Source organism: Streptomyces sp. NPDC007901 (assembly GCF_042959465.1).
GTDB lineage: Bacteria > Actinomycetota > Actinomycetes > Streptomycetales > Streptomycetaceae > Streptomyces.
Genome location: NZ_JBIBKW010000004.1, coordinates 553,688 through 574,065 on the forward strand (window position 1 = coordinate 553,688; position 20,378 = coordinate 574,065).

13 protein-coding genes are annotated in these 20,378 nt (G+C 73.6%); 3 read left to right on the forward strand and 10 right to left on the reverse strand.

The window, feature by feature from the left end:
• Positions 1-82: 82 nt before the first annotated feature.
• The 3 genes from ACFZDK_RS17165 (at position 83) to ACFZDK_RS17175 (ending at position 6,124) form a co-directional block, all read left to right on the forward strand.
• Positions 83-526 carry an ATP-binding protein gene (locus tag ACFZDK_RS17165; RefSeq protein WP_390973245.1) on the forward strand — a complete coding sequence of 148 codons (444 nt, stop codon included), beginning with the start codon at positions 83-85 and terminating at the stop codon, positions 524-526.
• 280 nt (positions 527-806) lie between these two features.
• Complete coding sequence (locus tag ACFZDK_RS17170; RefSeq protein ID WP_390973247.1) at positions 807-4,673, forward strand: Pls/PosA family non-ribosomal peptide synthetase; 3,867 nt, start codon at positions 807-809, stop codon at positions 4,671-4,673.
• A 77-nt stretch (positions 4,674-4,750) separates the two neighbouring features.
• Complete coding sequence (locus tag ACFZDK_RS17175) at positions 4,751-6,124, forward strand: M1 family aminopeptidase (RefSeq protein ID WP_390973249.1); 1,374 nt, start codon at positions 4,751-4,753, stop codon at positions 6,122-6,124.
• Between the two features lie 15 nt (positions 6,125-6,139).
• On the opposite strand, the gene ACFZDK_RS17180 is transcribed toward ACFZDK_RS17175, so the two are convergent.
• Genes ACFZDK_RS17180 through ACFZDK_RS17225 form a run of 10 tightly spaced genes read right to left on the reverse strand, consistent with a single transcriptional unit; the run spans position 6,140 to position 20,377 of the window.
• Positions 6,140-7,027, reverse strand: coding sequence for a peptidoglycan-binding protein (locus ACFZDK_RS17180; RefSeq protein ID WP_390973251.1), 888 nt, complete (start codon positions 7,025-7,027; stop codon positions 6,140-6,142).
• Positions 7,027-8,577 carry a DUF6519 domain-containing protein gene (locus ACFZDK_RS17185; protein WP_390973252.1) on the reverse strand — a complete coding sequence of 517 codons (1,551 nt, stop codon included), beginning with the start codon at positions 8,575-8,577 and terminating at the stop codon, positions 7,027-7,029. The genes ACFZDK_RS17180 and ACFZDK_RS17185 overlap by 1 nt, the downstream gene beginning before the upstream one ends.
• 54 nt (positions 8,578-8,631) lie before the next feature.
• Positions 8,632-10,725, reverse strand: coding sequence for a hypothetical protein (locus ACFZDK_RS17190; RefSeq protein ID WP_390973254.1), 2,094 nt, complete (start codon positions 10,723-10,725; stop codon positions 8,632-8,634).
• Positions 10,725-14,441 (reverse strand): putative baseplate assembly protein, encoded by a 3,717-nt coding sequence (locus ACFZDK_RS17195; protein ID WP_390973256.1) that lies wholly within the window; start codon positions 14,439-14,441, stop codon positions 10,725-10,727. The genes ACFZDK_RS17190 and ACFZDK_RS17195 overlap by 1 nt, the downstream gene beginning before the upstream one ends.
• On the reverse strand, positions 14,438-17,551 hold the full coding sequence (locus ACFZDK_RS17200; protein WP_390973257.1) for a putative baseplate assembly protein: 3,114 nt from the start codon (positions 17,549-17,551) through the stop codon (positions 14,438-14,440). Before ACFZDK_RS17200 ends, ACFZDK_RS17195 begins: the two co-directional genes overlap by 4 nt.
• Positions 17,548-17,970 carry a GPW/gp25 family protein gene (locus tag ACFZDK_RS17205; RefSeq protein WP_390973258.1) on the reverse strand — a complete coding sequence of 141 codons (423 nt, stop codon included), beginning with the start codon at positions 17,968-17,970 and terminating at the stop codon, positions 17,548-17,550. The genes ACFZDK_RS17200 and ACFZDK_RS17205 overlap by 4 nt, the downstream gene beginning before the upstream one ends.
• Positions 17,967-18,302, reverse strand: coding sequence for a hypothetical protein (locus ACFZDK_RS17210; RefSeq protein WP_390973259.1), 336 nt, complete (start codon positions 18,300-18,302; stop codon positions 17,967-17,969). The genes ACFZDK_RS17205 and ACFZDK_RS17210 overlap by 4 nt, the downstream gene beginning before the upstream one ends.
• A gap of 22 nt (positions 18,303-18,324) precedes the next feature.
• Positions 18,325-18,864, reverse strand: a complete 540-nt coding sequence (locus ACFZDK_RS17215; protein WP_390973261.1) for a phage baseplate assembly protein V — start codon at positions 18,862-18,864, stop codon at positions 18,325-18,327.
• A 27-nt stretch (positions 18,865-18,891) separates the two neighbouring features.
• Positions 18,892-20,031, reverse strand: a complete 1,140-nt coding sequence (locus tag ACFZDK_RS17220) for a hypothetical protein (protein WP_390973262.1) — start codon at positions 20,029-20,031, stop codon at positions 18,892-18,894.
• Positions 20,024-20,377 (reverse strand): hypothetical protein, encoded by a 354-nt coding sequence (locus ACFZDK_RS17225; RefSeq protein ID WP_390973263.1) that lies wholly within the window; start codon positions 20,375-20,377, stop codon positions 20,024-20,026. Before ACFZDK_RS17225 ends, ACFZDK_RS17220 begins: the two co-directional genes overlap by 8 nt.
• Position 20,378 lies beyond the last annotated feature (1 nt).

Sequence of the window (20,378 nt, forward strand, 5' to 3'; positions counted from 1 at the left end):
GAATCCGGGAAATACGACAGTGACCGCACTCGCATGGCGAACCACCGTGCCTGCGTTGGGACATGCCCGTGAGGGGATGCACATGATCGAACGCCAGCGGAGCACCACGACCGAAACCCGTGCCCTGCAAGTCGCCCCGCCGCCGATCCTGTTACTGGCGAGCGAGCCCCAGTCGGCCAGGGCAGCACGGCTGTTCGTGAGCGACTTCATCACCCATCACAGCCCGGACGCCTCCCGGGACCACATCGACGCCGTCGCGCTGGTCACCTGCGAGCTGGTCACCAACTCCCTGCGCTACGAGACCGACCCGGACGATCCGGTCCGGCTGCTCATCGAGTCCGACGGCTCCCGGACCCGGGTCGAGGTGCACGACCCGCTGAGCCGCCACCCCCGGCTGCGGCCCATCTCCGTCGAACGGGACCGCGGGCGCGGACTGCTGATCCTCGACGCGCTCTGCTCGGGCCGCTGGGGCGTGGGCAACCTGCCCTGGGGCAAGTCCATCTGGGCCGAGGTCAGCGCCGCCTGACCGCCCCCCGCGTCGTACCCGCCTCCGAACACGCGGAGTTGGTCCGCCTCACACTGTGTGGTCCATCTCTCGCGGCAGATGGATCATGCCTGGTCAGAGGCTTGTTAAGCTTCAAACGACTACTCCGAACGGCGGCTTTCGAGTGGCCGTCAGATGAACGGAAGCCTAGCGTCGTACTAACATTTCCGGTTTGTTACCTAGCCGGACCCGGATAACCCCAGGCACACCTGCGGGCCCGCCGGCTCCCCGGAGGGTTCCGGGAACGAGACGCGAGGACCGGATGGCAGCCATAGACGAGAGCAGTGCTCTCGGCCTGCTCGACGATGAGATCCGCGAGGAGTTCGGGGACACGGCCCGATTTTCGGCCGGGGCGGCAGCGTCGCCGCGCACGCTCGTAGACGTGTTCGAAGCAAGTGTACGGACCCACCCCGATGAGCCCGCGCTGGACGACGGCACCACGCAGCTCACCTACCGCGCGCTCGCGGTGGAGGTGGAGCGGCTGCGCCGGCGGCTCGCCGCGGCGGGGATCGGGCTCGGCGACCGCGTGGGCGTGCGCGTCCCGTCGGGGACCAATGATCTGTACATCGCCGTTCTCGGCACCCTCGCGGCCGGCGCCGCCTACGTCCCCGTCGACGCCGAGGACCCGGACGAGCGGGCCGCGCTGGTGTTCGGGGAGGCTGAGGTCGCGGCCGTCCTCGGCGAGGGCCTGCACATCGACGTACGGCGCGCGGACGGTCGTACCGCCGCACGCCCCGGCGCCGAGCACGACGCCTGGATCATCTTCACCTCCGGTTCCACCGGCAAGCCCAAGGGCGTCGCCGTCACCCACCGCAGCGCCGCCGCCTTCGTGGACGCCGAGGCCGCGCTGTTCCTCACCGAGGAGCCCGTCGGACCCGGCGACCGGGTCATGGCGGGCCTCTCGGTGGCCTTCGACGCCTCCTGCGAGGAGATGTGGCTCGCGTGGCGCTACGGCGCCTGTCTGGTGCCCGTGCCGCGCTCCCAGGTCCGTTCCGGCGCCGATCTCGGCCCCTGGCTGGTCGAGCAGGAGATCACCGTCGTCTCGACCGTGCCGACCCTGGCCGCGCTCTGGGAGCCCGAGACCCTCAACGACGTCCGCCTGCTCATCTTCGGCGGCGAGGCCTGCCCGCCCGAGCTGGCGCAGCGCCTGGTGACCGAGGGCCGTGAGGTCTGGAACACCTACGGGCCCACCGAGGCCACCGTGGTCGCCTGTGCCGCCCTGATGAACGGCGAGGAGCCGATCCGCATCGGGCTGCCCCTCAACGGCTGGGAACTCGCCGTCGTGGACGACGCGGGCGAGCCCGTCGCCATGGGCGAGAGCGGCCAGCTGGTGATCGGCGGGGTCGGCCTGGCCCGGTACCTCGACGCCGAGAAGGACGCCGAGAAGTACGCGCCCCTGGAGTCACTGGGCTGGGAGCGGGCGTACCGCAGCGGTGACCTGGTGCGCGCCGACCGCGAGGGCCTGGTCTTCCTCGGGCGGGCCGACGAGCAGATCAAGCTCGGCGGCCGTCGTATCGAGCTCGGCGAGGTGGACGCGGCCCTGCAGGCCCTTCCCGGTGTCGCGGGCGCCGCGGCGGCCGTGCGGACCGCGCGCGGCGGCAACCAGCTCCTCGTCGGCTATGTCGTCACCCAGGACGGCTGGGACCACGCCACCGCCGTCGAGAAGCTCCGCGCCGAGCTGCCCGCCGCGCTGGTGCCGCTGCTCGCGCCCGTCACCGAGCTGCCCACCCGCACCTCCGGCAAGGTCGACCGCAACGCCCTCCCCTGGCCCCTGGAGGGCCTGGAGACCGGCGGCCCGGCCGAGCAGCTGTACGGCACCGAGGCGTGGCTCGCCGAGCAGTGGACCGAGGTCCTCGGCATCCCGGTGGGCAGCGCCTCCGACGACTTCTTCGCGATCGGCGGCGGCAGCCTGTCCGCCGCCCAGCTCACCACCCGGCTGCGTACCCGCTACCCGAGCGCGGCCGTCCTCGACATCTACCAGCAGCCGGTGCTGCGCAAGCTGGCCCGCCGACTGGAGGAGTCCACGCAGGACGACGGCGCCGAGCGCACCATCGCGCCCGTGCCGCGCTCGGCCCAGGCCGTGCAGCTCCTGCTGCTCCTCCCCCTCTTCACGCTGCTCGGGCTGCGCTGGACGGTCGTCCTGGCCGCGCTCGGCAATGTGCTGGGCGGCTACGGCTGGCTGCCCACCGCGCCCTGGTGGCTGGTCGGCCTCGGGGCGCTGGCCCTGTTCACCCCGCCCGGCCGGATCGCGATCGCGGCCGGTGGCGCACGGCTGCTGCTGCGGGGCGTGAAGCCCGGCCGGTACCAGCGCGGCGGCTCCGTCCATCTGCGGCTGTGGACGGCGGAGCGGCTGGCCGAGTTCACCGGGGCGACCACGCTGACCGGGTCCTGGCTGGAGCGGTACGCGCGGGCGCTCGGCGCCAAGATCGGCCCCGAGGTGGACCTGCACTCGCTGCCGCCGGTCACCGGTCTGCTCAAGGTCGGCCGGGGCGCGGCCGTGGAGTCCGAGGTGGACCTGTCCGGCTACTGGCTGGACGGCGACCGGCTGATGGTCGGCGCGGTCCGGATCGGCGCCCACGCGGTCGTGGGTACGCGCAGCATGCTCTTCCCCGGCGCCCGGGTCGGCAAGCGGGCCGAGGTGGCCCCCGGCTCGGCCGTCACCGGGCAGATCCCGACCGGCCAGCGCTGGGCCGGCGCGCCGGCCGTCAAGCTGGGCAAGGCCAAGCGGAACTGGCCCAAGCACCGGCCGCAGCGCGGCACGTACTGGCGGGTGATGTACGGCCTGACGGGCGTCGGGCTGAGTGCGCTGCCGGTGCTCGCCGGTGCCGCCGCCCTGCTGGTGGCCGGGCGTTTCGTGGCCCCCGGGGACGGTCTGGCCGAGGCCCTGCGGGGCGCGGCGGTCGCGCTGGTCCCGGCGACGCTGGCCTTCGGCCTGGCGTACGCGCTGCTGATCCTGGTCTCGGTACGGCTGCTCAGCCTGGGCCTGAGGGTCGGCACGCATCCGACGCACAGCAGGATCGGCTGGCAGGCCTGGACGGTCTCCCAGCTGATGGACCGCTCCCGCGAGACGCTCTTCCCCCTGTACGCCGGCCTTGTCACGCCGGTGTGGCTGCGGCTGCTCGGGATGCGGATCGGGCGCGGTGCCGAGGTGTCGACGGTGCTCGCGCTGCCGAGCCTGACCACGGTCGGCGAGGGCGCGTTCCTGGCCGACGACACGCTGACCGCGCCGTACGAGCTCGGTGGCGGCTATGTGCGGATCGGGCGCGCGGAGATCGGCCGGCGGGCGTTCCTCGGGAACTCCGGGATGACCGCGCCGGGCCGCAGTGTCCCGGACGGCGGTCTGGTGGGCGTGCTGTCGGCGACCCCGAAGAAGGCCAAGAAGGGCACCTCGTACCTGGGGCTGCCGCCGGTGAAGCTGCCGCGCAGCGCGGCCGACGGCGACCAGAGCCGGACCTACGAGCCGCCGGCCCGGCTGCTGTGGGCGCGGGCCCTGGTGGAGGCCTGCCGGATCGTGCCGGTGCTGTGCTCGGTGGCTCTGGCCGGGCTGACGGTGGCCGCGCTGTGCGCCCTCGGCGGGTGGGCGCCGCTGCTGTCCGGTCTTGTGCTGCTCGCCGCCGGTGCGGCCGCGGGTCTGGTCTCGGTGCTGGCCAAGTGGCTGCTGGTGGGACGCCACCGCAGCGGGGAGCACCCGCTGTGGAGTTCCTTCGTCTGGCGCAACGAGCTGGCGGACACCTTCGTGGAGGTGCTGGCGGTGCCGTGGCTGGCCGGTTCGGTGCCGGGTACTGCGGTCCTGACGGCCTGGCTGCGGGGCCTGGGCGCCCGTATCGGCAAGGGTGTCTGGGTGGAGAGCTACTGGCTTCCGGAGACCGATCTGGTGACCCTGGAAGACGCGGCCACCGTGAACCGCGGCTGTGTCCTGCAGACTCACCTCTTCCACGACCGGATCTTGCGGACGGATACTGTTGTTCTCCGTGAGGGCGCCACGCTGGGCCCTGGCGGGATCGTGCTGCCCGGCAGCATGATCGGGGCCCGCACCACCCTGGGTCCCGCGTCGCTCGTCATGGCGGCGGAGTCGGTTCCCGACGACACCCGCTGGCTCGGCAATCCGATCGAGGCATGGCGTCCCTGAGCGCGGGCCGTCCGGTGGCCGCGGGTATCGGTGCACCGAGGGACGGTTCGAGCACAGCGCAGGGAGCGATCGCGGAAGTGGCAGTGCAGCAGTCAGCGGGTCCGGACCCGTACTTCCCGGACAACGGCGATGCCCGGTACCGGGTGCATCGCTATGAGCTCACGCTGGACTACCGGCCAGGCCCCAACCGGCTGGCCGGCATGGCCCGGATCAACGCCATCGCGGGCCGGGCCGCGCTGCCCGAGTTCCAGCTGAACCTGGCCGACTTCAAGATCGGCCGGATCCGGGTGGACGGCCGCCAGCCGCACTGGACGCACCGGGGCGGCAAGCTGCGGATCAAGCCGGCCAAGCCGCTGCGGGCCGGGGCCGCGTTCACCGTGGAGATCCACTGGTCGGGCAACCCCAAGCCGGTGAACAGCCCCTGGGGCGGGATCGGCTGGGAGGAGCTGACGGACGGCGCGCTGGTGGCGAGCCAGCCGATCGGCGCGCCCTCATGGTTCCCGTGCAACGACCGGCCCGCCGACAAGGCCTCCTACCTGATCTCGGTGACCTGCCCGTCCGCGTACTCGGTGGTGGCCGGGGGCCGGCTGCTGACGCGTACCACCAAGGCGTCCACGACGACCTGGGTGTACGAGCAGGCGGCGCCGACGTCGAGCTACCTGGTGAGCCTGGCGATCGGGAAGTTCCAGACGGTGCTGCTGGGCGACCCCGGCTTCGGCGGGGTGCCGATGCACGGGCACATACCAGCCCATCTACTCCCCCAGTTCTCCCGGGACTTCGCGCGGCAGCCCGCCATGATGGACCTGTTCCAGCGGCTGTTCGGGCCGTACCCCTTCGACGAGTACGCCGTGGTCGTCGCCGACGAGGAGTTCGATGTCCCCGTCGAGGCCCAGGGGTTGTCGCTGTTCGGCGCCAACCACGTGGACGGGGCGCGGGGTTCGGAGCGGCTGGTGGCGCACGAGCTGGCCCACCAGTGGTTCGGCAACAGCGTGTCCATCGCCGACTGGCGGCACATCTGGCTGAACGAGGGGCTCGCCAAGTACGCGGAGTGGCTGTGGTCGGAGCGGTCCGGCGGGCGCAGCGCCCAGCAACTGGCGGCCGTCGCCCACCGGTTGCTGTCCGGGCTGCCGCAGGACATCCGGATCGCCTCCCCCGGCAAGAAGGCGATGTTCGACGACCGGGTCTACGAGCGCGGCGGGGTCACGATCCACGCGATCCGCTGCGCGCTCGGCGACGAGCGGTTCTTCCACATGCTGCGGGCGTGGGCGGGGCTGCACCGGGGCGGGGCGGTGACCACCCCGATGTTCACGGCCCACGTCAACCGGTTCGCGGACGAGCCGCTGGACGGCCTCCTCGACGCCTGGGTGCACCGCACCGCACTGCCCGCACTGCCGACCCTCGCCGTCCCGGCCCGCCCGGCGCAGCCGCCCACCAACGCCGAGTCGGCGTAGGCGGGCGGCTCCGCGTCAGGTGGCCGGTACCTTCAGTCTGTCCCAGCTGGTGCGGCCGGGGATGCCGTCGGCGTCCTTGCCCTTGAAGCCGAGTTTGTGCTGCCAGGCCTGGTAGGACTTGCGGTCGGCGTCGGTCCACTCGGGGCTCGGCCCTTCTTCGTAGTGGCCGCAGCCCTCGGCGACCAGGCGTTTGCCCATGGCGGTGACGAGCGGCGACTTCTGGCCGACGTGGAAGAAGCCGCTGCCCGGGAAGGGGGCGTACCGGGGCCTGGACGGCGGCTTGGGGTCGTCGGAGCCGGGCTGGGGGGACTTCCCGGCCAGCCGCTCGGCGATCCGCTTGCGCATCCCGTCCATGGTGAAGCCGCGCGGGTCCTGCTTGCCCGGCTGCCACTCCTTGTGGCCGATGACCGACGCCGCGCTCCAGCCGTGGTGGCGGCAGATCGCGGCGGAGACCTTCTCGATGGCCTCCTTCTGCGCCTCGGGCCAGGGGTCCTTGCCGTCGCCGAGGTTGATGCACTCGAAGCCGTAGAAGTGCCGGTTGCCGTCGGTGTCGGCCTCGTTGTCGTGCGGGAGTCTCGTCTCGTTGACCACGGCGCGGAGCACGTCGCTGTCGCCGAGACCGGCGTGGTTCGCCCGGCCGTTGCCGACCAGGTGCACATGGCCCTGCTTGTCGATGACGCCGTGGCAGAGCGGTCCCGGCAGCCCGGAGTAGCCGTTGTAGCAGATGGCGACGGAGCTGTCGGTGCCCGAGGTGACGGTGTGGTGGATCATCACGCCGTTCACCGGGCCCCAGGGCCCCTTCGTGTTCCGGTTGTGGTGGCGCCAGTCGCGCACCTCGTGGACCGTCAGGCCCTCCGCGCGCAGGACGTCCAGCAGCTTGGCGCCGCTCATGGGGGTGGCCATCAGTTGTCTCCGTCCAGCGGCGCCGCCGCCTCGGCTTCCGCGGTGGTCTGCGACCTGCCGTGCGACGGGTCCTCGGCCGCGACCTCCTCCCGGCGCGCCTGCTCCTCCGCGGCCAGGGCCGCCTTGTCCGCGGCCGGGATGCTGCTGGCCAGCGGCCCGAAGGCGAGCCGCAGGTCGACGGCGCTCTCCTCGCCCTTGACCAGGGCCAGCGGGGCGAGGTGCCGGGTGATGCCGGCCGGGCCCTGGAGCAGCGGGCGGCGCGCCCGGTCGACGGGCCACTCGACGCCGCCGGTGGCGGTGCGCGCGGGGATCAGCCAGTGGTCGCCGGTGCGGTAGGCGCCGCCCTCGGCGAAGTAGACCTCGACCCCGTCCTCCAGGGGCAGCCACTCCCCCTCCGTCAGCGGCACGGCACCGTCCTTCAGCGCGGCCGTACGCCCCTTGCGCCGCGGCCCCTCGTGGTGGTCCCAGCGGCGCAGGAACGGGTTGAGGTCCGGGAGCCGACCGACGCCCGGCGCGGGCTCGGCGGACAGCCGGACCCGCCGTCCGGGCAGGTCGAGTTCCTCGACGCGCAGCAGGGGAAGGGCCTCGAGCCGGGAGGAGTAGGCCGTGTCCGTGAACTCGACCCGGTCGCCGACGTCCAGGTCCAGCTTGTCGTCGTACCCGACGGAGGCCAACCGGACCCAGGTGCCGTCGAGTTCGTCGACCGGGAAGACCACCGACCCGTTCTCCCGGGACCACTTGAAGGTGGCGTCCTTCGCCGCGCCGCCGGCGTGCACCTCGACGCGGTACAGCTGGTTCTCCGGGCCGCGGTAACGGGCGTCGGGCCGGACCAGGCAGGGGTCCTCGTCGGCGTGGTCGGGCCGCTCGCTGCGGGCGGCGAGGCGGGCGGCGGACAGCGACTGCCCCTTCGCCCACTTCTCGAAGGCCGCGCGGACGACTTCCCGCGACGGGTCGGCGTCCTCGATCGCCAGCTCCGCGAGGGACAGCGGCAGCACCTGCCAGACCACCTTCACCCGGGCCGCCGTGTCCGGCATCGCGGCGCCGAGGGCGACCTCGCGCAGCGCCGGGTCCTCGGCCGCGTTCACCGAGCGCTCCCACACCTGCAGATAGACCACGAACGGCGACGTGGCGGGCGACGGCAGCCGGTCGCCGGGCCGCTCCGGGTCGCGGAAGGCGTCGGGCTGGTCCCAGTAGGTCCAGTACGCGGGCGGGACGGTGGTGTCCTCCTGCGCCTCCTCGTCCGGTACCGGTACCCCGGGGGCCGGGCGGTCGGCGTCGACCAGGATGCCGTCGACGTAGTAGCGGCCGCCGTGGATGTACAGGGTGTCGATGTCGTGCCGGCCGCCGACGTACTCGATGCGGAAGCCCGCCGCGTCGCGCGGCCCGCCGTAGCGGCCGATCAGGTCCGCGGCGAGGGTGCGGGCCTGGTGGAGCTGGATGGCGGTCTGCTCGTTGGCGTCGGCGTCGAGCTGGACGCGGCCCTGCTGGGCGACGACCGCGGAGTAGTGCCGCTCCGGCCGGAAGGTGAGGCGGGAGAGATCTGCGTGCATGAAGGGGGTCCCCCTGGTTCAGGAAAGTGCGGGTGAGGCGTACGGCGGCACTGCTCAGGTCACGTAGAAGATCCCGGCGTCCGAGTCGGCGGGCGTGTACTCCGCGAGCCGCGCCCGCAGCCCGTCCTCGCGCTGGGGCCGGTAGAGGTCGTGGAAGGCGCCGAGTTCGGCGCCGTCGTCCGAGCCGCGGCGGATCTCCTCGGGGCCGCCGTCGGCCAACTGCGCGTACCAGGGCGTCCCGTAGCGCACCGCCGCGAACAACGGCCGTACGGCGGTGCAGCGATGGCGCTGCGGAGTGCGCGAACCGGCGGGCACGGCGCTGTACCGCAGACAGCCGACGCCGCGCCGGGCCACGTGCAGCCTGCCGGTGAGGATCGAGTTCTCGGCGATCTCGACGGCGTGGGTGTGGATCTCGCCGATCACGGTGGTGCGGTGGAGGTGCAGCACGGCGTGGGCGTGCCGGCAGTCCGGGGCGGACAGGGCCTCCCGGTCGTGGCCGGTGGCGTCCAGGACGCTGTCGCGGAGGTGGATGTGGAGGGGGTCCTCGGTCACCTCGTCGCCGATGACCTCGATGGTGCCGAGAATGCTGTGCTCGACCTGGAGGCAGGCGGTGGTGCGGTCCAGGACGATGCTGGGTTCCTCGGGCGAGTGCGGCTCGCAGTGCGGTTCCAGGGACCAGCCGGGCACGAGCGTGGAGTGCCGGACCACCACCGCGCCCATCGGCCCGGTGACGTTGATGCCACGGCCGGCCACCAGCAGCCCGTCGAGGACGATCCGGGGCCGCTCGTGCGGGGCGCAGTCCCCCTCCACGGCACGGATGTTGAGGGCGTCGGGCCGGTTGCTGTACCAGTCGAGAAGGCGGATCACCGGCCGGGTGCCCTCGGCGGCGCGCACCTCGAGGCGGTCGCCCGGGTCGAGGTCGAAGTCGAGCTGTTCCTGGTAGGCGCCGCTGTGGGTGATCTCGATGATGCCGGTCCGCTCGGGGTCGCGCTCGCTCTGCCAGGCCCGGTAGGCGTCCATGATCTGCCGGTACGGCTGTCCCGGGCCGACCCGGTAGTAGGTCGCGTCGGGCCGGTCCACGCGGTCGGGCCGGTCGTACTCGCCGCCGCCGAGGTCGGCGCCGTACGCGTAGTGGTGGTCCACCCACACGCCCTGCCGGGGCGCCGACCGGGCTCCGAAGGCGATCCGCCCCAGCTCCGGGTCGACGGCGATCTGGCCGCGCCCCGGCCGGTAGCGCCAGTCGGAGAGGTCGGCGACCACGATGTCCGACGGCGGCACCGGCCGGTCCTCGCCGTCGCGCCGGATCACGAAGCTCTTGCCGGGGCCGTAGTAGTCGAGGAGCCGGTCGTGGAGGAGCCGGCGGGTGATGAAGGCGGGGACGTTGTCGACGGTGGCGATGTGCGTGGGCGACGGCTCCGGGACCGGCTTGGTGACCAGGGGACTGTCGTTGCCGAGGATCGAGAAGGTGTAGAGGTTGCGGGCGCGGTCGACGCAGTACGCCGGGGAGGAGGTGAGCGAGTACGCCTTGAGCCGCCAGACGAAGAGGGCGACCCCGGCCGGACTCCAGCCGCCCTGCTTCCTGGTGGAGCGGGCGGAGCGGACGTCGGCCGTGCGGGCGGTGGTGTCGAAGGGGCCGCCCTGGAGGGCGAGCGCCGAGCCGTCCCTGAGGTCGGGAAGACGGCCGCGTCCCGTGTCCCGGAACAGCTTCACCGACTGGTTCTGGGCGACCAGCCGTGACAGTTCGACGGCCCGTGCGGGCCAGCCGGCGACCTGCTCGGAGATCTCCTCCAGGAGGTGCAGGGTGCCCTTGCGCCGCCGGTTGGCCACCGTGGCGGCCACGTCCGCGCGCGGGGCGATCGCCTCGGCGAGGGCGTCCCGGCCGCCGTCGTGCAGACCCGTGGTGAGAACGCGTTCGTAGCCGGGCAGGGTGCGGTACCCGACGAGATCGCCCAGGTACGGCAGCACCCAGGGCGCGGCCGTCTCCACGAACAGGTCCTCGTACCCCTGCTCGACGCCGTCGCGGACCCGGTCCAGTTGCTCGGTGACCACCGCGAGCAGCGCGCGCAGCGGCTCGCCCTCCTCGGCGTCGCGCAGCAGGTGCCAGCGGGGCAGCAGGGCGGCGAGGCCGTCCGGCGAGTGGGCGGCCATCACTTGACCTCCGTGAGGATGAGGGTGTCCGTCGCCTTCGCGGAGAGCAGGGCGAGCTGGGCGGGGCGAATGCCGCGGAAGACGTACACCGAGCGGCCTTTCCGCAGGCGCTGTGTGTCGGTGATGTCGGGGTTGAGGCGCAGGAGTTGGGACAGTGGGATGCCGTAGCGACGGCAGACGGAGGAGAGCGTCTCGCCGTCGGGGTCCCGGACGGTGTGGATCTTCTCCTCGTACGACGCCTCGCGCGCCCGCACGGAGGACTTCGGTTCGCCGGGGTCCGCGAGGAGCGCGGTCAGCTCGTCCGGGGTGGCGGAGGCGGGGACGCCGGTGAAGACGTCGACGTCCACGTAGTCCACGCCGGGCAGGGTGTGGGCGGTGGCGAGGAGGTCGGAGAGCCGGGCCGGTTGGGCCAACTCCCGTCCTTCGTAGCCGAGTCGGGCGTACAGCGCCTGCCGCAGCCGTGGTTCGACGTACTCCCAGGCATGGTCGGGGGCGACCTTCACCCGGGCGGAGACCAGCAGCAGCACCGGTTCGCGGGCGTCGACGCGGACCGTGAGGCCCGGGTCGCCGTACTCGGACAGGGCGGCCCGCAGGGCCTGGAGGGTCTGCTCGCCGAGCGGGACGTCGTCGGTGCCTGCCACCGTCACGTGCAGCACGCGCCGCCGGCCGTCGAAGAGTTCGCGTGCCGCGGCCCGGCCGATGCCGGCCCGGGAACGGGCGAAGTCCTCGTAGTCGGGCACCGAGACCAGCCGGTCCAGCGCGGAGACCGCGAGCGGGACGGTCCGGCGGGTCAGTCCCGGGCCGTCGGCGTCCGAACCGCCGGTCGCCGGGCGCGGGTTGGTGACCGCGGTGACGCCGAGCGGGCGGGTGAGGGGCTGGGGGATCCGGCCGGCGGCCACGTTGGCCGCCCGGCCGGTGCCGAAGCGGTAGCGGGCGTGGACGTTCTCGTGGCCGCTGGGCAGCCGGGCGCCGTGCACGCCGTCGCCGAAGGTGACCGTGGTCCGGCCGTCGGAGGCGGTGCCGGTGATGTACACGCGCTCGTTCGGGCCGCGCCCGGCGAGGCTGTCGACCTCGTGCCAGAGCACGCCGTCGGCCCGGATCTCCAGGACCGGGGTGGCGCCGAGGGGGTTGTCGGCGGCGAGCCAGGTGAGCGGGGACTGCCAGAGCGCGAAGGTCTGGTTCGTCCGCTCCGAGTCGCCGCTGCCGATGGCCTCCTCGCGGCTCTCGCCGTGGGTGGCCTCGACGACGTTGCCGAGGATCCGGACGGTCGCCCGGCGGTAGCGGTGGGCGAGGTCGGTGGTGAGGATGAGCCGGGTGTGGACGTGGTCGCCGGGCAGCCGGGGGTCCACGGCGGGATCCGCGGCGGCGACGGTGACGACCTCGGTGGCGGTGACGCCGGTGGTGCCCGGGATGTCGGCGCGCTCGCCGCCCACGATCAGGGTGCGGCCCGGCCGCAACCCGTCGTACAGCCGGTCGAGTTCGATCACGTTGCCGTGCACGTCCTCGCCGAGCGGTTCGTCGGCGAGGTCCAGCGGCTCGCTCGCCGCGTACACGGTGGTGTCCCGGATGTGCGAGAGCAGCACGTCGAACTCGTCCAGCCACGGGTCGGCGAGGGTGAGTTCCGTACCGCGGCCGGTGATCCCGTAGTTGGTGTACGCCGCCGTACGCGCCGCCACGACCTGGGTGGTGACGAAGGCGAGCCTGGCGTCGCCGTGGATGGTGCCGCCCTTCGCGGGGCGCTGGATCGCGACCCAGCTGCCGACGGTGATGCCGGTGTGCACGGAGTCCAGCTGGAGCACGTTCCGGTTCACCGGGGCCGGCTTGCTGGCGACGACGATCTCGATGTCGGACTCGGTGCCGCCCACCGTGTAGCGCAGGCTCACCTCGTACTCGCCCTGCGTGAACTGCTTGGTGTCGCCCGGCCGCAGCGGCTCGTCGTGTGCCGTGCCGTCGCTGACGCCGACCTGGACCAGCCCGTCGTCGTCCGGGCGGGACACCGTGAGGGTCCGCTCGGGGAGCCCCCCGCTCAGCCTGACGGTGACCCCGGGATCCTGGGCGGCCCGGCTGGACAGCTCCACCTGCCCGGGGCCGAGGGCGAAGTGGACCTGCTGGGTGACGGGCAGGGTCACCGCCCGCTGGTCGGAGCTGTTCCCCTCGACGTACTGGAACTCCGCCCGCACCGGCGTCCGCCCCGCGCCGTCCAGCACGATCCGCGTCCCCGTGAGCACGGCCCCGGTGAGCGGCCAGTCCGTGGACCGGATGACCCGCCCCTTGTCGTCCTGCACCGGCTTGAGCGGGGCGGTCGCACCGAAGGGCGCGGCGGTGACCCGCATGGCGAGCAGGGCACGGAGAAGGGGGGCGGTATCGGTGACGGCGGCCCTGCGCCAGGCGGGATAAAGGCTCCCGACGGAGGGATTGAGCGCGGCGAGCAGCCGGGCCGGGTCGGTGGCAGGCCGCGCCTCGGGCGCCCGGGCCGCCCTCGTCGCCCGCAAGGCGGGAAGTACGGCGCCGAGCACCTGGAAAGCGGCGGCACTGGAAGCCCCCTTGTCCGGGGGCTCGGGGATCTGCGCGACCGGCCCCGACGGCGCCGCAGACGAGGTACCGCCGTCCCTCCGCGCCGGTGCCAACTCCAGTGCCCGTCGGCCAAGTTCAGCCAGCACAGCCTGAAGCCTCTCGAACCAACCGGCCACGTCCTCCCACGGCTTGGCCAACACCTCCGCCTCACCCAGCCGAGCCACCGGCTCGACCAGCACACCCGCCAGCCCCTCCGGCGTCCTCACCCCGTCCAGAGCCGCCCGCAGCGGCGCCAGCACCTGGTCCTCGAAGTCCTCGATCAGCTTGCTCACCGGCCGCGGATCGGGCACCTCCGGCGTGGGCGGCTCCTCCCCCGGCTCGCCGGGCTCCGCGGGCGCGGCGATCCACAGCCGCACCTCGTCGACGAGTTCCTTGAGCGTGGCCGGCGCGGACCCGGGCAGGGTGAGCGCCGTGATGTCCTCGTCCCGGTCGATCCGCACCTCGGCGACCGGCAGCAACTCACGCTGCCCACCGGCCTGTTCACCGAACACGAACAGCAACTGGTCGCCGGTCTGCAACAGGTTCGCCGTGCCCTCGACGAAGAGCTCCGAGCGGCGCGACAGATCGTCCGGGGTGATGAGCGACGGCCGGCGCCGGCGGACCTTCAGCTCGTTCCAGTCCCAGCGGGCCATGAGGTCCCGGCTGCTCTCGAAGGTGAGGGACTCCTCGTCGGCGGAGGCGGGCACGCTCTGGCTGCGGGCGCCGCGCGGGATCCGCACGGCCAGGGTCTCGGCGCGGGCGTCGCGTTCGAGGGTGTACGCGAGATGGGTGGCGGCGGCGACCCCGGGGCGCGGCCGGTGGCCGACCAGCCGGCCGAGCAGCACCAGCGAGCGGTGCTCGTTCGCCGTACGGACGTACGCCTCGTCGGCGATCCGCTCCGAGTGGAAGGTGAGCAGGTCGCCGAGGACGGCCGTGGCGTCGAGGAGGCCGATCGCCGGGTCGTCCGGGGTGCGGACGGTGAGCCCTTCCAGAGCCGGGTACGCGGGCGAGGCGAGCCGGTCGAGGAGCGCGGCGAGGAAGGTCCCGTACGTGCCGACGCGGTAGTCGAGGGCGGTGCGGCCGGGCGGGTTGTGGACCGGCGCCGGTGCCACGCGCTCGTCGTGGCCGCCGCAGCCGCAGGTGCACTCGTCGGTGGCGGTCATCGGGCCGTCCCTCCCAGGGATATCGCCAGCAGGCCGTTCTCCGGCCGGTCCGGATCGTTGTCGCAGGTGGCGATCTCCAGCGGGCCGAGCCGCAGCACGCCGTCCTCCCTCTCTCCTCGGTCCTGCTCGAACAGCCGCCGCAGCCGGGTGACCTGGACGCTCTCCACGCCGGGGACGGCGGCGGCGACGGCGACCAGGCGGCTGAGCCGCACCGGTTCGCCGAAGGTCAGCGCGTCGGGGTGGAAGAAGCCGCCCCGGCCGCCGCCCAGGGCGCGGTACAGGTCGGCCAGGATCTGCCCGTGCTGGTGGCCGGGCCGGGCGCAGACGTCGAGCGCGATGTCCAGCGGGACCAGCCGGGCGGGGCCCACGACGAGGTCGTGGCCGATGCGCCGGTACGCCTCCAGGGCCTGCGCGACCCGGGTGAGCAGTGCGGCCGACGGCTCGGCGCTGCCGTACGCGTCGATCGCGACGTGCGCCTCCCGGACGCTGCCGGTCCAGCGGAGCTCGGCGGCGGCGCGCTGCACGCCGGGGAGTTCGCCCGCGAGGGCCGCGTAGTCCTCGGCGGTGACCGCGCGCAGGCGGGTGCGGCGCAGGTCGAGGGGGGCCGACTGGCGTACCTGTTCGACGGGTTCGGGTTCGGTGCCGCCGACGGCGGGCAGCGGGTTGCGGACCACGACGGCCGGTGGCTGCCCGCCGTCGCCCTGGACGACGAGGTGGTTGATGGCCTCGGCGCCGACGTTGCCCGCGCTGCCGCCGCCGAGCCGGTAGCGCAGGGCGAGCCGGGCGCCCGGGGTGGGCCGCGCGCCGTGCCGGCCGTCGCCGAAGCGCAGGGCGAGCCGGCCGTCGTCCTCCGGTTCGCCGACGAAGTGCCGCTCGCGTGGGGCGCTGTGCAGCAGGTCGCGGCGCGGTTCCCAGGCCCGGTCGCCGTCCTCGACGCGTACGGCGGGCAGGGCGCGGCGGGGGTCCTGGGCGAGGGCGGCCGTCGCGGAGCCGCGCAGCACCGGCTCGTCGGGGTGCAGTCCGGCCGCGTAGCCGGGACCCCAGCTGTGGGCGATCTCCCAGGCGATGTGCGGGTCGAGGACCGTACCGGCACGGGCGCGGGAGACGAGGACAGCGGCCCTGCTCAGCTTGGAGTCGAGCAACTCGTCGCTCCGGTGCAGGAGTTCGCGCAGCGCCCGGACCGGGTGGGCGCGCAGTTCGAACCGTTCGACGACCTTCAGGCCGAAGATCACGGTGAGTTCGTCGATCTCCGGGTCGCCGAGGCCGTCCCGGTCGCGGGCGCTGCGCCACAGCTCGACGAGCCGCTGCCGCACCCGGCCGGGGATCTCGGCGATCCGTTCGGCCTGCCCGGCGGCGACGCCCGCCGGGTCGGGGAACGGCACCGCCTGGACGACCGGTGCCCGGCCGAGGACCGGCCGGAAGCGGGGTGGGATGCCCGGGTAGACGGACTGCGCGAGCAGCGTGCGCAGGGCGGCCGCCTGGGCGTACGCCGTCCCCGGCACCACGTTCCCCCAGCCTCCGGCCGGGGGGACCCCCACGTGGCGCTGCCCGGCCCGCTCCAGGCCGATGCCGGCGCGCGCGGTCGCCGCCTCGCCGAGGTGCGCGAAGAGGTCTTGGACATCGTCGGGTACGAGGGCCTCGCCGCGCTCCGCCTTGTCCGTGAGGGAGTCGAGGAGCCGGGCGGGGGCGTTGCCCTCCTCGCGGTCCGGGCAGCCGAAGGAGGGAGGGCCGCAGGGGGCGACGACGGCGGGTACGGGCGGCACGGTGACCGTGTCCCCGGACCCGGACCGGCCGTGGTCGGCCAGCACGACGTTGCCGCGGGCCAGGGTGACGTCCTCCACGGGCAGGCAGTCGCGGCCGCCCTGGGTGGTCAGGCAGAGGGGGAAGCGCAGGGCGTCCTCGGCTGCCCAGGTGACCTCCAGGACGGGCTGGTCCTCGATGCGGTCGACGGCCGGGGTGACGGAGGTGAGGCGGACGGCCTGGCGGTGGCTCGGATCGGCGTCGCCGGGCGTGCCGGTGCGCGGGCCCTTCACCTCCTCGAAGACCAGCAAGTCACCCGGCTTCAGGCCGAGTCGCCGGTCCCGGCAGGTCTCCGGGTCGTCCCACTCGTCGCGCAGGGTGGCGGCAGTGGCGCCCTTGGGCAGGGCGCGGACCTCGCCGCCCCAGGTCCACAGGCGGATCGCATTGTGGGCGACGCGCAGCTCCAGCGGGTCGGCGGCGACGACCGGTTCGAAGACCTCGACCGAGCCGCGTTCGTCCAGGTCGCCGAGGTCGGTCTCGTCGATGACCGTGCCGGGTTCGGGGCGGTCGTGCGGGTCGAGGGCGCGGACGTCGACGGAGGCGAAGCGGAAGGTGCCGGGGGCGAGGACGGTGTCGCCGGCGGTCTGGACGGTGACGTAGGCCCGGGCCGTGCAGCCGTCGTGCATCGCGTAGTCGATGAGCCGGACGTGCCGTCGTACCGAGACCCGGCGGCGCGCGGTGTCCAGATAGGCCTCCGTGGCGACCGCGTCCTGCTGGTAGCCGATCTGGTCGCCGGTGTGGGCGAGGAGTTCGACCAGGGTCACGCCGAGGTCGGCGGGGTTGCGCTCGACCCAGTCGGGGGTGGTGAGCGCCAGCCGGTCCAGGAGCAGCTTGCGGAGGGTGTCGTAGTCGCGGGCGGTGTAGTCGACGACGGGCACGGACGGGAGGTCCGGCTCCTCGGGTGTGCCGTCCTGGCAGTCGAAGGGGGTCGGGCAGTCGGGCCGGAAGGAGAACCCGGCGCTGAAGTAGCGCTGGTCGAAGCCCCGGAAGGGCTCGGTGCCCGGGCGGCCGTACGGGTCGGTCTCGACGAGGGACAGCCGGTAGCGGGAGGTGTCGCCGGCCCGGTCGAGGGTGACGTAGAGCCGGTCGTCGAGCTCGGGGTCCTCCTCGCGTTCCACGCTGATGTCGAGGGCGGTGATGCCGGTGATCCGGCGGCCGCCGTCGACGCGGACGTTCTCGGGGCCGAGGCCGTGCGGGGCCTTGCCGAGGAAGGTGACGGTGAGCAGCAGGCCGTCGTCGCTCACCTCGACCGCGTCGACGCCGTTGAGCTGGGCGGCGCGGACCTTCGCCCGGCGGGTGGCGCTGGTCATACGGCCGCCCTCCCCTCGAAGACGTCCTCGCGGACGGCGCCGGTGGCACGGACGACGTACGACAGGTGGACGCGGACCACGGCGTCGTCGTTGGCGATGTCGAGGGCGACCACGTCGACGAGGTCGCCGAGCCAGCGCTGCAGCGAGGCCTGCACGGAGAGTTCGAGGGTGCTGAGCAGTTCCGGGCTGTTCGGGGCGAAGACCAGGTCGAGGAGTCCGCAGCCGAAGTCGGGGCGCATGACGCGCTCGCCGGGGCTGGTGAACAGCAGCTGCTCGATGAGGTCGCGGAGGTGCTCGGCGTGCGGCGCGTGCGCGGTGCGGCCCCGGCGGTCCGCGTGGAACGGGAACGCGATGTCCGTACGGGGGCGGAGGCGCGGGCTCGTCGGGCGGCTCGTCGAACGGCCGGTCGGGTGGCTCATCGGACGGTGACCTTTCGCTGTGCGGCCTGGACCACGGGCGGCCCCTGCGGCACGAGGGCCGCGGAGAAGCACAGGGCCGCGGAGGTGTCGAGCAGCACGGGCGCGCCGTCGACCGTGACGCCGGTGCCGCCGGCGGTCCAGCGGACCGTGGCGCACGGCGAGCGCACCCCGTCGACGGTGTGCGGGCAGCCGGCGACGACATAGGCGTGGGCGGCCGTGGCGACGGCCGCGCCCCCGATCCGTACGGCGCCGGAGGGTGTGGTGGCGGCGGTGACCCGGCCGCCGTGCGGGCAGCCGATCACGGCGCCGGCATCGAGCAGACTCCCGGACAACTTCTCTTCTCCCCCGTGTCTTCTAGCGCTTCGAGCCCACGGTCAGCTGACCCTGGTTGACGGTCACCTGGTCGCCGCGCAGCAGGACCTCGGCGCCCGCGCCGGTGGCGATGACCACCGCGTCCCTGGTGATGCGGATGTACGCGCCGCCCTGGGCCTGGAGCAGGATCCCCTGCTCGGCACCGGCGGTGTCGTCCATGACGATCTTGTGTGCGCCCGGCGTCTGGACGACGACGGGCTTGGTCGGCGAGTTCGCCTGCAGTGCCCGCCGCGCGTCCGGCGGCAGTTCGTCGGCGGCGCCGTACCAGCACCCGGTCCACACCGGGAAGCTGGGGTCGCCCTGCTCGAACTCCACCCACACCCCCGAGCCGGGCGGCGGCACCACGAACTGCCCCGACTGCGGCCCGGTGAACGGCAGGCAGGGCAGCGCCCAGGTGGACGGCTCGTCGCCGAGCACGTCGGGCACCTCGACGGTGATCCGGCCGATGCGCAGCGGGTCGTCGTTGTCGACGACCCGGCCGCGGAACTTGCCGAGGTAGCGGTTGTTGGCTGCTGCCGCCATGCTGAACTGCTCCTGAGTGATGAGGTGTTACGGCCGGACGTAGTCGCTGCGGGCTTCCAGGCCCTCCCGGGAGAGGGTGAAGTTCTGCTGGAACGAGCCCGGACGCAGGGTGTGCGTCACGGACTTGACGTAGTAGTCGCCGTCGTACGCCCGTCCCGAGCCGCGGACGCCGACCAGCTGGCGGGGCTGCAGGAGGTAGCCGTGCCGGTTGACGTCGAGGGAGCCGGAGCCGGAGACGACGTCGGCGGAGACGGCGGCGCGGGCGAGGAGTTCGGCCTCGGCCTGTTCGCGCTGCTGCTTGGCGGTGCCGGCGAGGGTCTTCCGCCGCAGGGCGGGGGTGGGCCGGCGGCCGAGCGGCGGGCGCAGCGGGCTGATCGACGGCTGCGGCAGCAGGGTGGACTGCCGGGTCCCCGGGTCCTGCCAGCGTGCCTGCGGCTCTTCCCGCGCGGTCCCGTCGTACGCGAACGTCAGCTGGTCCACGGTGGTGTTGGCGTCCATGTTGACGTTGAGGGCGTGCTGGCGGATGCCGAGCCGCACCTCCGGACCCCAACGCGCGGAGGACTGCCCCGGGTTCGGGCCGGGCTCCAGATAGAAGGTGTAGCCGTTGGCCTTCGCCAGGTCGGTGACGTACTGCAGGTCGGTGCCGGTCTGGTACGGCACCCGGAGGTCCTGGTGCGGGGGCTGGCTGATCTTCTCGGCGTAGACGTCGGGCCGGATGCCGTAGTCGGAGTACCGGCGCAGGACGGCGAGGACGCGCTCGGAGGGCGGGAGGTTGGGGTAGCGGGCGGTCCGTTCCTCCAGGTCCATGAGCAGGGTCAGGTCCTCGCCGGTGACGGTGAGGGTGGAGTGGCCGGGCTGGTTGCTGGCGCCGACCTCCTGCCGTACGACGAGTCCGTCGAAGAGGACGTCGGTGGTGCCGCGGACGGTGACGGTGACGACGATCCGGGTCTTCGGGTCGAAGTACCCCTCGGGCAGCAGCCGTTGGTTGATGACGCCGCTCTTGGTGAGGTCGAAGGCCAGCTGGAAGCCGCTGCGCTCCCCCGCGGTCGCCGTGATCTGCGCGGACAGCAGGGCCTCGGCCACCTCGGCCGGCACCGGCTGGACGAGCTTGGGGCCCATGAGGAGCGTGATGTGGACGGGGCCCTGCCCCACGGGCTGCTCAGACACGCCGGCGCCCTCCGGCCTCGGGGATCTCGACGACCCGGCCGGGCTCGTCGGTCAACTCCCGTGGATCGAGGACGGGGTTGGCGTCGGCGATGCGCCACCACTGGCCCGGGTCGCCGAAGTAGCGCTGGGCGAGCAGGTCGGGGCGCTCGCCGGCGCCGACGACATGGTCCTGCGTCGGCTGCGCGTCCAGCGGGGGCAGCAGCCGCCGCTTCGCGTACCGGACTTCGGTCCCGTCCTGCTGGACGTGCACCCCGATCTCGGCGTCGTGGTAGCGGCTGGTCCGCGGATACGGATGCGCCCCCGGTATCGCGCCCAGTGCACTCTCGTACGGCTCGATGTCGGCCATG